The following is a 13,055-nucleotide window of genomic DNA, read 5'->3' on the forward strand; positions in this document are numbered from 1 at the left end:
ACTGGCCGCGCGCAGCGTGTCGCGTCCCTTCCTGTGCGGCTGCCCTTGCCGGCGGAGCCGGCTCGTAGCGCCGTCCGTCGCGCAGAAGGGCCCAGAGACACCTCACGGTTGCAACGTGTCAAGCAGCGGCGGGTAGTTCGGTGCGAAAGGCGAGAGTCTCGTCGAACGGGATGTGTTTCTGGAGGCAGTGGTAGAGCTGGCCGATCATCTTATTGAACAGGTTCCTCTGAGCGGCAGCGTGCCAGTCCCCGACCTCGCGGCGTCGGTCGTAGTGCGCCTTGGCCCCGGCAGAAGCGGTCGGGGCTGCGAAGGCCCAGAGGTACCCGGTGTGGTTGAGCCGGTCGTTCTTCACCCAGCGTCTGGTGATGCTGGACTTCTTCCCGGAGGCCCTGGTGATCGGGGATGCGCCGGCGTAGGCCTTCATGCCGCGGGCGGTGGTGAAGCGGGTGTGATCGTCCCCGATCTCAGCGAGGATCCGGGCGCCGAGCTGGGTTCCGAGTCCGGGAAAGCTCAGGATGATCTCGGCGTCCGGGTGCTGAGGGACAGCCTCTTCCACCGCCTCGGCGAGCTGGTCGGCGGCGATGCAGGCGGCGTTGAGCTGCCGCAGCAGGGCGAGCATCTGCTTGCCGAGCGCGTCCTCGACCAACGGTGGCTGGTGCGCGTACTCGGCCCGCAGGACCTCGCGGATGCGCTCGGCGTCGGCATCGATCCCACGCTGGCGGCCGGCGCGCTTGAGCGCCGAGCGCAGTTGCGCGAGCGACAGCCGGGCCGCCCGCGAGGGCGTGGGGGCGAGCTCCAGCAGGATGCGGGTCTCGGGGCGGCAGAGACCGTTCTGCCAGTGCAGGTAGGCGTCGAGGGTGGCGGGGAAGTACTCGCGCAGGAGCGAGCGGAGCTGGTTGGCGAGCTGCTGCCGGTTCCAGACTGCGTCCTGCTGGGCGCGGGCGAGGACGGCGATGGCGCGGGCGAGATCGCTGTCCCTGGGGCAACGGCCGGTGGGCGTGCATATCGGTGCGGAGGATGTTCGCCAGGACGAGGGCGTCGCCGGGGTCGGACTTCTTCCGTGTGACCGCGTGGCGGTCGCGGTAGCGTGCGGCGGCCATCGGGTTGATGGCGTAGACCTGGCGCTTGCCGGTGCGCAGGACCGCGACGAGCAGACCGCGGGAGGTCTCGATGGCGACCGGGACCGGGGTGTCCTCGGTGTCGCCGTGCTCGGCAAGCAGATCCAGAAGGATCTTGTAGCCGGTCGCGTCGTCGGTGATGTGGCGCTTGGCCAGGAGCGTGCCGTCGTCGTCGACCAGGGCGACGTCGTGCGTCCTCTCGGCCCAGTCAATGCCGCAGTAGACCAACTTCCCTCCTCTATGTGCGGGTGTTTGCGCTGGTCACGAGCGCATGCGGGGCCACGCAGCGACCTGATTCCAGGCCTCGATCGGAACGGGCCGACACCTCACAAGCCGTTCGTGGCACCAGCTCACCGCACGGGCCCCGGTCTGTTCCCAGAGCTCAGACGACTCGGGGAATGCAAGAGATCACCGTGCGACGGGCTCGCACCACCAACTCCAACGAGTGATCAAGCGAACGGTGTTGACGCCGCTGGTGGCCGTGAAGGCGCCGAACGCCGCCGATCTTGGCGGAGACATCATGGCCGGGCTGAAAGAAGGCGTGCGTCCGGAGCCCACACAACCACCAGCAGCGTCAGCGCTGGGTGGCGGCCACGAGAGCACCGAATGACGCCGCTCTCTGGGAAGGCATCTTGGCCGTGACGTTGAGAGGTATCCACCGGAACTCACGAGGGCCATCACCCGCCAGCTGGGTTGCGCAGCCGTACTCGTCGGAGACCTTGACGGCCCGGTGGAGTACAGGCGTCACAACCTGTTCGAACCAACTCACCGACTGGCGAGAACCGGTGAGTTCCTTACAAGGGAATTAGGACGTTGACGCGGCGGCGAGCGAGAGCCAGGACGGCCTGGGTATGGCGCTTGCCCTCGGCACGTTTGCGATCGTAGAAGCGCCGGGATTCCTCGCAGTGGCGGATGCTGAACAACGCCGAGGTGTAGAAGACGCGTTGTAGGCGGCGGTTGTATCGCTGCGGACGGCGCAGGTTCCCGCTCGGTTTCCCGGAATCGCGAGGCACCGGGGCGACGCCGCCGAAGCCGGCGAGGCGGTCGGGGGTGCCGAAGGCGATCATGTCGCCGCCGGTGGCGGCCAGGAACTCGGCGCCGAGGATGATGCCCAGGCCGGGCATGCTGGTGATCACTTCGAAGTCGTGGTAGTCGCGAAACCGGGCCTCGATGAGCTTGTCGAGCTCGGCGACCTGCTGGTTGAGGCCCATCACCTCCATCGCCAGCGTGTGAACCATCTCGGCGGTCAGCTTCTCGCCCGGCAGGCTGGTGTGCTGGCGTTCGGCGGCTTGGACGGCCGTCTCGGCGAGCTTGTCGGCGCGGACGACATGGCGATTGCGCAGCCAGGTCTCCAGCCGCTTGGCACCGAGTCGTCGGACGGCGGCCGGGGTCTGGTAGCCGCTCACCAGGGTGAGCGGGCCGGTGTTGGTGAGGTCCAGCGCGCGCTCCAGGCCGGGGAAGGTGCCGGAGAACTGGGCGCGGAGGCGGTTGACGGTGCGGGTGTGGTCGGCGACCAGGTCCATGCGGCGACCGGTGAGGATCTTCAGGTCGACGACCGTCTCGTCGCCAGCACGTAAGGGGTGCCGGTCGCGTCGGACGCGAACCTGGTCGGCGATGACGGCAGCGTCCTTGGCGTCGGTCTTGCCCTCGCCGCGGTAGCTCTCGGAGGCGCGGTGGATGGCCCGGCCGGAGATGGAGTGCACCGGCTGGTCGTGGTTGAGGAGGATCGCGATGGCGAGGGCGGCTCCGCCGTCAGCCAGATCAATGCCCCAGGTCGCCTTGTCGCCCAGGGCCAGGACGTCAGCGAGTAGTTCGAGGAGCTCGGGTTCGTCGTTGGTGACGCGTCGGGACAGCAGCCTGCGGCCGCTCTCGTCGATCGCGACGCAGTGGTGGTGGGTCTTCCCCGCGTCGATGCCAGCCCAGATTGCGGCCATGTGGTGCCTCCGTGCGGTGCGGTGCTGGTGCCTCCCGACGGACGACCTCGCTGTCGATTCCCTACGGAGCGATCATTCGCAATTCCTAATTGGCAGCCGAGTCGTCGTGGGGCATCGGGCGGCCAATCGATGGAAGCCACAAACGGCAGAAGATTGAAAGCCACACCCGACGCCCCTGGGTGGGCCAACCATACGAAGGGCTCGCCCAGTCCCGCAGAACAACGTCGGGAAGTTTGACAGTCGTCGTACTTTCGGCTTGAGTGAGCCGCGGCGGTGACACGTCCGGCCACCGCCGTCACCTGGCGGACGGGGGAGATCCGATGGTCACAGCGGTGCGTTTCCATGAGTTCGGCGGGCCCGAGGTGCTGCGCCTGGAGGACGTGGACGTCGGTGAGCCCGGCCCCGGTGAACTGCTGATCCGGGTGGACGCGATCGGCCTCAACCGGGCCGAAGTCCTCTTCCGCAGCGGCCGGTACATCGAGCCGGTCAAGGAGTTCCCGGCCCGGCTCGGCACCGAGGCCGCGGGTGTGGTCGAAGCGGTCGGCGCGGGGGTGACGGGGTTCGGGACCGGTCAACCGGTCAGCGTCGTGCCCGCGTTCTCGATGAACGACTACGGCGTCTACGCCGAGCGCGCGATCGTCCCCGCCGCCGCGGTGCTGCACCGACCCGACGGGCTCGACGCGATCGGGGGCGCCGCGGTGTGGATGCCCTATGTGACGGCGTACGGCGCACTGGTCGAGGTCGGCGGGTTGCGGGCCGGGGACACGGTCGTGCTGACCGCCGCCTCCAGCGGTGTGGGGCTGGCCGGCATTCAGGTCGCCCGGAGGGCCGGGGCCGTCCCGATCGCCACCACCCGCAGCGGCGCCAAGCGGGACGCGCTGCTGAAGGCCGGGGCGGCCGAGGTGATCGTCACCGAGGAGGACGACGTCGTGGAGCGCGTGCTCGACGCGACCGCAGGCCGTGGCGCGGAGTTCGTCTTCGACGCCGTGGCCGGACCGGGGGTCCTGGACCTCGCCAAGGTGGTCGCGCCCGGCGGCACGCTCTTCCTCTACGGGGCACTCAGTGGCGCGGTGACCCCCTACCCGGGCTTCGACCTCGGGATGCCGGCACTGAACATACGGACCTACACGCTTCACGAGACGACCCGGGATCCGCTGCGGCTGCGCCGGGCCGAGGCCTTCGTCGCCTCCGGTCTGCGCACCGGGGCCTTCACGGCCGCGGTGGACCGGGTCTTCGGGCTGCACGAGATCGCGGAGGCGCACCGCTACCTGGAGGCAGGGGCCCAAGTGGGCAAGATCGTGGCGGTCGTCGAGCACTGACCGCCCCGCGCGCCCGTCACGCGGCGGTCCAGATGTCCGCCTCCCACGCCAGATGCCGCACGAGCTCGTCCTCCCCGGGCCGTGCGGCGGCCGGTGCCGTCGACGGCGGTGTGGGGACACCGCGGGAGATGTTGCCGCTCACGGTGATGTTGTATTCGACGCGCGGGCGGCGCAGCGCCTCGTAGTGGGAGAGGGCGGAGTCCATGTCCGGTGCGTCGCGCAGGGACTTGGCGAGGATCACGGCGTCCTCCAGGGCCATCGACGCGCCCTGCCCGGTGGCGGGGGAGGCCGCGTGCGCCGCGTCGCCGAGGATCAGGGTGCGCCCGGAGCGCCAAGGGGTGCCCACGGGGATCTCGGTGGCGTTGGTGACCAGCAGCGTCCCGGTGGTGGCCTCGACGATGTCCGCCGCCGCGGTGGTGTCCTTGCGCAGCAGGGGCACCAGCAGGTCGCGCCAGGTCTCCGGTGTGCCGTGCGCGATGGCGTCGGCGGACAGCGGGTCGGCGGACACGCGGGCGAACCAGTACGTCTCCCCCTCGGGCGACACCGCGTAGCCGAAGGCGGTCGCGCTGCCCCGGATCATGGTGATCCGCGCCTCCTCCTCGGGCGCGGACACGGGCGCGGTGCGCGTGTATCCGTAGAAGACGCGCTGGCCCGCGTAGACCGGCTGCGCCTCGGCGGCGATCGTCCGCCGGACCCTGGACCCCAGGCCGTCGGCGCCGATGAGCAGGTCCGCGGTCGCGGTGCCGCCGTCGGCGAAGTGGGCGGTGACGCCCGCGGGGCCGCTCTCCACGGAGACGAGCCGGGCGCCGTGCCGGATCTCGATGCCCCGGCGCCCGGCCTCCGCCTGGAGCGCGGAGTTGAGGTCGCCGCGGCGCAGGCAGCGGTACCGCAGAAGTGGGTCGGCCGCCTCGCCGAGGGGTGCCTGGGCCAACTGCTCGCCCGTGCCGTCGAACACGCGCATCGACGTCAGCGGGAAGCCGAGCGCGGTGACCGCCGCCGAGGCGTCGAGCTGCGCGAGGGCGCGCATGCCGTTGCTCGCGAGGGTGAGGAACGCGCCCAGGTCCTCGGCCGAGTCGGGATGCGCCTCGTGCACGACGACGTCGAAACCCGCCTTCCGTACGGCCATCGCCGTCGCCGCGCCGGCGATCCCGCCACCGATGACCAGAATGCGTGCCACGCCCACCCCCGCTTGTCCGTGTCCACCCCGCGCGCTCATGCCCGCACGGAAGGAACGCCCCGGCGGCGACCCGAGTTCCGCGACACACCGGCCGACTCCCGCCCCAGACGACGTCACCCCCTTGACCGGTGACGCTGCGCCTGTCAGGATCGTCACCACGGGCACTGAGAGGAGACCGGGATGACCGAAGAGGACAGGCGCGTCCCCGACGTCGCCGAGACCGGGCGCCGGGCGCGATTCGGTACGTTGCCGGAGCGGATTCGCCTTGAGGACACCATCGAGGAACGGCCGGCCACCGCGCCCGACCCCGCCAAGGACACGTACAACCCCGACGAATGGCTCGTGCGCAACTGCCTGTGAATGAGCCGACCGCGCGCCAGAGCGGTACAGCACGGCCGCACAAAACACAGCAGGGCCGCGCAGCACAAGCTGCGCGGCCCTGCTGTGGTGTGGCTCAGGCGCCGCTCTCGCGGAGCATGTCCTCGCGCTCGACGAGCTTGACGCGCTCGCGGCCCTGTGGCTCGCCCAGCGCCTTCTCGGCGGCGTCCAGCTTGTACCAGCCCTCCCAGGTGGTGAAGCGGACGTTCCGCTCGGCAAGGAACGCGTCCACCGCCTCGGGCTCGGGCGAGTCCGGCGTCTGGAGACGGCCGCCCGCGAAGTCGGCCAGCAGGTTGGACACCGTCTCGTTGGCGTCGCCCTTGGTGTGGCCGATCAGGCCCACGGGGCCACGCCGGATCCAGCCGGTGACGTACGTCGACGTCAGGTGCTCGCCGCTCTCCTGGATGACCCGGCCGCCCTCGTCCGGGACGGTGCCCGTCTCGATGTCCCAGGGCAGCTTGGGGAGTTTGTCGGAGAGGTAGCCGACGGCGCGGTAGACCGCCGTGACGTCCCAGTCCTTGAACTCGCCCGTGCCCTTGACGTTGCCGGTGCCGTCGAGGGCGGTGCGCTCGGTGCGCAGGCCGACGACCTTGCCGTCCTCGCCGAGGATCTCGGTGGGCGACTCGAAGAAGTGCAGGAAGAGCTTGTGCGGGCGCTCGCCGACATCGCGGATCGCCCAGTTCTCCAGGGTCTTGGCGACCATGTCGGCCTGCTTGTTGCCGCGCCGGGTCTCGATCGAGCCCTCGTCGTAGTCGATGTCCTCGGGGTCGACGATGACCTCGATGGTGGGGGAGTGGTCCAGCTCCCGCAGCTCCATCGGGCTGAACTTCGCCTGTGCCGGCCCACGACGGCCGAACACATGGACTTCCAGCGCCTTGTTGGCCTTCAGGCCCTCGTGGACGTTCGGCGGGATCTCCGTGGGCAGCAGCTCCTCCGCCGTCTTGGCGAGGATGCGCGCCACGTCCAGCGCCACGTTCCCGACGCCGAGCACGGCGACCTTCTCGGCCTGGAGCGGCCAGGTGCGCGGCACGTCCGGGTGGCCGTCGTACCAGGAGACGAAGTCGGCGGCGCCGTAGGAACCGTCGAGCTCGACACCGGGTATGGCCAGCTCGCGGTCGGCCGTCGCGCCGGTGGAGAAGATCACGGCGTCGTAGAACGCGCGCAGGTCGTCCAGGTTCAGGTCGTTCGGGTAGTCGACGTTGCCGAACAGGCGAATCTGCGGTTTGTCGAGCACCTGGTGGAGGGCCGTGATGATGCCTTTGATGCGCGGGTGGTCGGGGGCGACACCGTAGCGGATCAGGCCGAACGGGGCCGGCATCCGCTCGAAGAGGTCGATGGACACACCGGGTTCGGCGGCCACGTCGGACTTGAGCAGGGCGTCGGCGGCGTAGATGCCGGCGGGGCCGGCTCCGACGATTGCTACCCGCAGGGGGCGGGGCATGGTCAGGTTCCCTTCGAGCGGTGATAGATCGACTCGACGGGAAGCCTAAACTAAGGCAAGCCTAAGTCGGTACGCGGGTCCGATCTATGAGCTCATAAGGTCACTTTATGACGGAGCGCCGCATGGATCTTACCCGGTCCGCCCGACCAGCGGCCCGGCCCCTACGGCAGGTTCTGCTCCGCCCAGATCACCTTGCCCGCGGGCGTGTACCGGGTGCCCCAGCGCTCGGCGAGCTGCGCCACGAGGAACAGGCCGCGTCCGCCCTCGTCCGTCATGGCCGCGTACCGCAGATGGGGCGAGGTGCTGCTGCTGTCGAAGACCTCGCAGACCAGGGTGCGGTCGTACAGCACGCGGACGTGGATGGAACCGCCGCCGTAGCGGATCGCGTTGGTGACGAGCTCGCTCAGGATCAACTCCGTGGTGAACGTGAGCTCGTCGAGGCCCCACCGGGCCAACTGGCGGGTCACCGAGGCGCGTACCTCCCCGACGGCCGCCGGTTCGGACGGCACGTCCCACTCGGCGATCCGGTCGGCGGCCAGCGCCCGGGTGCGCGCCACGATCAGGGCGATGTCGTCGCTGGGCTTGGCGGGCAGCCGTGAGTCGAGGACGACCCGGCAGGTGTCCTCGGGCGAACTCCCGGCCCGCTCCAGAGCGCCGCGCAGCTGGTCGAGACCCACGTCGATGTCGTGCTCCCGGTCCTCGACGAGCCCGTCCGTGTAGAGCACCAGCCGGCTGCCCTCCGCCAGGTCGAGGTCGACCGTCTCGAACGGCAGGCCGCCGAGCCCCAGCGGGGGACCGGCCGGCACGTCCGGGAACTCCACCGAGCCGTCGGGACGGATCAGGGCCGGCGGCGGATGGCCCGCGCGGGCGATCGTGCACCGCCGGGCCACCGGGTCGTAGACGGCGTACAGGCAGGTCGCCCCGGTCACCGGGGCGCTCGTCTCCTCCTCCGCCTCGTCCTGGTCGATGCGGGAGACCAACTCGTCCAGGAGCGCGAGCAGTTCGTCCGGCGGGAGGTCCAGCGCGGAGAAGTTGTGCACGGCGGTGCGCAGCCGCCCCATCGTGGCCGCCGCGTACAGACCGTGGCCGACGACGTCCCCCACCACCAGCGCCACCCGGGCGCCGGACAGCGGCAGGACGTCGAACCAGTCGCCGCCCACGCCCGCCTGCGCGGGCAGATACCGGTAGGCGATCTCCAGGGCGTTCTGCTCGGGCAGCCTGCGCGGCAGCAGACTGCGCTGGAGGGTCACCGCCATGCTGTGCTCGCGGGTGTAGCGGCGCGCGTTGTCGATGGAGACCGCGGCCCGGGCGACCAGTTCCTCGGCGAGGGCCACCTCCTCGCGGTCGAAGGGCTCCGCCTTCTCGGACCGCCAGAAGCTGACCACGCCCAGCACCAGGCTGCCCGCCCTGAGCGGCACCGCGATCAGCGAGTGGATGCCGTACGCCACCACCTGGGCGGAGCGCTCCAGGTCCTGTGCCTGCCAGCCCGCGGCCTCGCTCAGCCGCGGCTCGACGACGGCCGCCCCGCTGCTGAGGCTGCGTGCCTGGGGCGAGGACTCGACGAGCCGGATCTGCTCGCCGACCGGGTACAGCGGGGCGTCCTTGCGGATCCCGCTCAGTGCCGTACGGCTCAGGGCGCGTGACGACTCCGGCTGCCCGCCGCCGAGCACGGCGTCGAAGAGGTCGACGGTCGCGAAGTCCGCGAACCGGGGCACCGCCAGCTCGGCCAGCTCCTCGGCGGTGCGGGTGACGTCCAGACTGGTGCCGATGGCCACGCCGGCGTCGTACAGCATGTTCAGGCGTTCGCGGGCCGCCTCGGCGCGGCCGGACAGGGCGCGCAGTTCGGTGGAGTCGCGCAGGGTGGCGACGGTGCCGGGCGGTCCGCCCCGGCTGTCGGTGGTGCGCTGGTTGACCGCGAGGAGCCGGTCCTTGACCAGGTGCACCTCGTCGGTGGCGACCCGCCCCGAGGCCAGCAGGCCGGCCGTGTCGGGCGGCAGCCCGAGGGCCTCGACGTGCCGGCCCTCGGCGTCGTCCGGCAGGTCGAGCAGGCGGTGCGCCTCGTCGTTGGCGAGCAGCAGGGTGCCCGCGCCGCCGACGATGAGCACGCCCTCCCGGACGGAGTGCAGCACCGCGTCGTGGTGCTCGTACATACGGGTCATCTCGTGCGGGCCGAGGCCGTGCGTCTGGCGCAGCAGCCGCCTGCTCACCAGCGCGGTGCCCGCCGTGGCCAGGGCGAGGCCCGCCGCGGCGGCGATCAGGACCAGCGGCATCTGCCGGTTGGCGGCGCCGCCGACGTTCTCGGTGGTGATCCCCGCCGACACCAGGCCCACGACCGTGCCGTCGTCCGCCTTGATCGGCACCACGGCCTGCACGAGCGGCCCGATGGTCCCGTCGATCTCCTCCGTCACCACGCGTCCGGCCAGCGCCGGCGCGAGGGTGCCGACGAACTTCCGGCCGATACGGTCGGCCTTGGGGTGGGTGTAGCGGATGCCGTCGGTGTTCATCACGACGAGGAAGTCCACGCCGGTCGCCCGGCGGGCCGCCTCAGCACGGGGTTGCAGCACCGACGTCGGGTCGGGGTCGCGCAGGGCCTCACGGGTGCCGGGCGCGTTGGCGAACGCCTCGGCGACCGCGACCGAGCGGTTGCGGGCCTCGGTGGTGCTGTCGTGGCGGGCCTGGAGCACCAGCGCGAGCACCGCGGCCACCACCAGCAGCAGCACGACCGCCACTTGCAGGACGAAGACCTGACCGGCCACGCTGCGGCCGCTCAGCGCCGCCCGCAGTCCCGCCGTCATGTCCCGCCGTCCCCGGCCGGAGCCGCCCCGCCATCCGGCGGGCGGGCCCTCGGAAGGCGGTCGCCCCGGCTGCCCGTGCGCTCCCGGAGTGCGGTCGGGCGCGTGGGGTGCGCGCGGACCGCCGGGACGGCGGGTCGACCGGGTCCAGGATCGCCCCAAGAGTCGGACCATGTGCTTATGTCTACACTGCCGGGCCCCCGGGAGGCGAGGGGCGTCACATGACGTGACAGACCGACCTCCCGTTGACAGAAGGCACGTTGTGGCATCTTCCGGCCCTCGGCCTCAGCGCGCGTCACGGCGCGTGGCGAGCAGGAGGGCGATGTCGTCGGGACGGTCCACGGCGTGCCGGGCCGTCACGGTCAGCCGGTCGGCCACCGCGGCCAGCGAACGGCCGCCCGGGCGTGCCGCGGGGCCGCCCGCTTTCGCCAGCGCCACCCGCAGCGCGCCGATGCCGTCGTCGATGTCGCCGCCGGGCACCTCCACCAGACCGTCGGTGTACAGCGCGAGGACGGCGCCGGGCTCCATCATCAGCTCCGTCACCGGATAGCGGGCCCGCGGGTCCACCCCGAGCACCACCCCGCCGGGCAGGTCCAGGACCTGGGTGCGGCCGTCCGGGTGGCGCAGCAGCGGCGGCGGGTGCCCGGCCCGGGCGACCTGGGCGAGCCCGGTGGCGGGGTCGAGGCGGAGGTAGCAGCAGCTCGCGAAGAGCCCGGGGTCGAGATCGATGAGGAGATGGTTGGTGGCGCTCATGACCTCGTCCGGCGGCCGGTCGCCCAGCGCGAACGCCCTGACGACGCTGCGCACCTGTCCCATGGTCGCCGCCGCCTGCACTCCGTGCCCCTGGACGTCCCCGATGACCAGCGCCAGACCGTCCCCCGCCTCCACGACGTCGTACCAGTCGCCGCCGATGTCCATGCCCTGGGTGCCCGGCAGATAGCGGCCGACGGTCTCCACCCGCGGATGCACCGGCAGCCGCCGGGGCAGCAGGGCCTGCTGGAGGCCGCGGGCGAGGGCGGCCTCCGTCTCGTAGCGCTGCGCCTTCTCCATGGCGTGGGCGATCAGACCGGCGAGCGCGGTGAGGACGGTGCGTTCCTCGGTGCTGAAGCTGCGCGGGCGGTCGAAGCCGAGGATGCACGAGCCGACCGGCCGGCCGGAGGCGATCAGGGGCAGGAAGGCGCGGGCGCCCTCCGTCGCGTCCAGCGGGATACCGGGATAGGCGTCCGTGAGCTGCTGCATCGAGTCGAAGAACAGCGGGCGGCCGGTGGTCAGCGTCTCGACGCCGGGCAGCCGGACGTCCAGGCCCACCCCCTCGAACGGGGTGAGGAAGCCCTGCGGGAAGCCGGACTCCCAGGCCAGATACAGGTGCCGGTCCTGGAGCAGGTAGATGGCGAGCCGGCGGCCGCCGAAGGCGGGCAGCACCTCGCGCATGACGACCGCGGAGACCTGGCGGGCGGTGACCGCCTCGGTGAGGGCGATGGCCAGGACGATCGGCCGGTACAAAGGCGCCGGCGGGACGAGGCCGGACGCCGTGCCGGTCCCGCCGTCCGGGCCGGGAGGGGCCGCCGGGTCCCGGTTCGCCGAGGGGAGGCCGGTGGCGTGCCCGGCCGCCAGGTCGGCGGGAGAGGTGTCCCTCATCCCGGCCGCGGGACGGATCACGCAGGTCAGCCGGTCCGGGCCCGGGTGGACGGCGAAGGACAGCCAGTCACCCTCGGACGGCCGCGGCCTCGGCGCCTGGGCCGGCGGTCTGGGGACGTGGAAGTGCACCGGCTCAGGCGCGAGCAGCGCACCGCGCAGATGGTCCTCCACGTCCGGCCGGCCGATCCACGGCACGGTCTCCCACAGGGGCCTGCCGAGCAGCTCGATCCGCTCCCGGCGCAGCAGGTGCGCGGCGCGCGGATTGGCGTAGACGACCAGGCCTGCGCGGTCCAGACAGAACACGCCGTCCGGCAGCAGGTCGGCGGCCGCGTCGGCCACCGCGGCCGGACCGGGATCGAGGACGATGCCCTTGACCGGACCCGCGCCCGTCCACATCCCCGACAGGTCGGCCGCCTCCTCGGCGCTCCACAGGTCCACCAGCCGCAACGCCCCTTCCGGCCCGCGCAGATACAGCGGCAGATGCGGCGGTCTGCCCACGGACGCGCCGCGCAGCGCCGCCAGGAGGAGATGCGGGTCGGAGGGTGCCACGGTCCGCGCGAAGGCCTCCACGGCCCCGGGGAAGCCGTCGGGCGGCACGCCAAGGAGCAGGTGCAGGGCCTCGTCGGCGGTCACCGTCTGCGTCGCCGGGTCCCAGGCGAAGCGCCCGAGGCGTTCCACGGGCGGACGGGTGGCCGCGGGCCGTACGCACAGCGGATCGTCGTCCCAGGCGACCGTCTCGGCGCCGTCCTCCAGGCCCCGCAGGGCGGTCCCCAGGTCCTGGGCCACCCGTGCCATGCGGTCGCGGACGCCCAGCACCTCGGCCGCGTCGGCGACGGAGGGCCGCAGCACGGTGAGCACGCCGAAGGGGTCGGCGCCCGCCCCGACCGGTATGTAGAGCGAGCCGAACTGGAAGGGCAGACCGGCCGCGAACTGGGGGTAGCGGCGCATGGTCTCGGTGGCGTTCGGCAGGACCACCTGGACACCCAGCCGGTAGGCGTCCGCGACCGGGAAGGGGCGGTCCACGTGCAGCCGCCACCAGGGGCGGAACAGGGGCCCCGGCAGCCCGGCGAGCACGGCCAGGCGCAGCAGTCCAGGGGTGCGGCAGCGCAGGTAGACGCCTCCCGCGTGGCCGCCGGTCGCGCTGACCGCCTCCGTGGAGGCGTCGATCAGCAGCGCCGCCAGCCGTCCGGGCGTCGGATGCGTGTCCTCCGCGCTCGCAGTCATCGGCCCTACCTCGTCCGTGCCGTCACACGGGCGA

The 13,055-nt window shown here is 72.0% G+C and carries 8 protein-coding genes and 1 pseudogene; 3 read left to right on the plus strand and 6 right to left on the minus strand.

Going from position 1 to position 13,055, the window contains the following annotated elements; translation table 11 throughout:
* Positions 1-118: 118 nt before the first annotated feature.
* A pseudogene (locus SLINC_RS41575) lies at positions 119-1,346 on the minus strand (IS110 family RNA-guided transposase).
* A 217-nt stretch (positions 1,347-1,563) separates the two neighbouring features.
* On the opposite strand from SLINC_RS41575, the gene SLINC_RS48240 reads away from it, so the two are divergent.
* Entirely contained in the window at positions 1,564-1,728 is a 165-nt protein-coding gene (locus tag SLINC_RS48240) for a hypothetical protein (RefSeq protein WP_159425395.1), read from the plus strand.
* Between the two features lie 184 nt (positions 1,729-1,912).
* Here the strand turns inward: SLINC_RS48240 and SLINC_RS41580 are convergent, their stop codons facing one another.
* On the minus strand, positions 1,913-3,052 hold the full coding sequence (locus SLINC_RS41580; protein WP_067443596.1) for an IS110 family RNA-guided transposase: 1,140 nt from the start codon (positions 3,050-3,052) through the stop codon (positions 1,913-1,915).
* Positions 3,053-3,372: 320 nt separating this feature from the next.
* On the opposite strand from SLINC_RS41580, the gene SLINC_RS41585 reads away from it, so the two are divergent.
* Positions 3,373-4,371, plus strand: a complete 999-nt coding sequence (locus tag SLINC_RS41585; protein ID WP_067443597.1) for a zinc-dependent alcohol dehydrogenase family protein — start codon at positions 3,373-3,375, stop codon at positions 4,369-4,371.
* Positions 4,372-4,387: 16 nt separating this feature from the next.
* Here the strand turns inward: SLINC_RS41585 and SLINC_RS41590 are convergent, their stop codons facing one another.
* On the minus strand, positions 4,388-5,548 hold the full coding sequence (locus tag SLINC_RS41590) for an FAD-dependent oxidoreductase (RefSeq protein WP_067446344.1): 1,161 nt from the start codon (positions 5,546-5,548) through the stop codon (positions 4,388-4,390).
* 180 nt (positions 5,549-5,728) lie between these two features.
* On the opposite strand from SLINC_RS41590, the gene SLINC_RS41595 reads away from it, so the two are divergent.
* Complete coding sequence (locus SLINC_RS41595) at positions 5,729-5,908, plus strand: hypothetical protein (protein ID WP_067443598.1); 180 nt, start codon at positions 5,729-5,731, stop codon at positions 5,906-5,908.
* 94 nt (positions 5,909-6,002) lie between these two features.
* Here the strand turns inward: SLINC_RS41595 and SLINC_RS41600 are convergent, their stop codons facing one another.
* From SLINC_RS41600 to SLINC_RS41610, 3 genes are all read right to left on the minus strand, one after another.
* A complete protein-coding gene (locus tag SLINC_RS41600; RefSeq protein ID WP_067443599.1) occupies positions 6,003-7,367 on the minus strand; it encodes an FAD-dependent oxidoreductase in 1,365 nt (454 codons plus the stop codon).
* 161 nt (positions 7,368-7,528) lie between these two features.
* A complete protein-coding gene (locus SLINC_RS41605) occupies positions 7,529-10,162 on the minus strand; it encodes a SpoIIE family protein phosphatase (RefSeq protein WP_237282012.1) in 2,634 nt (877 codons plus the stop codon).
* 282 nt (positions 10,163-10,444) lie between these two features.
* Complete coding sequence (locus tag SLINC_RS41610) at positions 10,445-13,021, minus strand: SpoIIE family protein phosphatase (RefSeq protein WP_067443600.1); 2,577 nt, start codon at positions 13,019-13,021, stop codon at positions 10,445-10,447.
* Positions 13,022-13,055: the final 34 nt, after the last annotated feature.

This window comes from Streptomyces lincolnensis, assembly GCF_001685355.1.
Classification (GTDB): domain Bacteria; phylum Actinomycetota; class Actinomycetes; order Streptomycetales; family Streptomycetaceae; genus Streptomyces; species Streptomyces lincolnensis.

What these genes read in the sequence shown, in the direction of transcription:
- SLINC_RS41580 (WP_067443596.1), bottom strand. Translation starts at nt 3,052, where the DNA reads ATGGCCGCAATCTGGGCTGGCATCGACGCGGGGAAGACCCACCACCAC.
- SLINC_RS41585 (WP_067443597.1), top strand. Translation starts at nt 3,373, where the DNA reads ATGGTCACAGCGGTGCGTTTCCATGAGTTCGGCGGGCCCGAGGTGCTG.
- SLINC_RS41595 (WP_067443598.1), top strand. Translation starts at nt 5,729, where the DNA reads ATGACCGAAGAGGACAGGCGCGTCCCCGACGTCGCCGAGACCGGGCGC.
- SLINC_RS41600 (WP_067443599.1), bottom strand. Translation starts at nt 7,367, where the DNA reads ATGCCCCGCCCCCTGCGGGTAGCAATCGTCGGAGCCGGCCCCGCCGGC.
- SLINC_RS41605 (WP_237282012.1), bottom strand. Translation starts at nt 10,162, where the DNA reads ATGACGGCGGGACTGCGGGCGGCGCTGAGCGGCCGCAGCGTGGCCGGT.
- SLINC_RS41610 (WP_067443600.1), bottom strand. Translation starts at nt 13,021, where the DNA reads ATGACTGCGAGCGCGGAGGACACGCATCCGACGCCCGGACGGCTGGCG.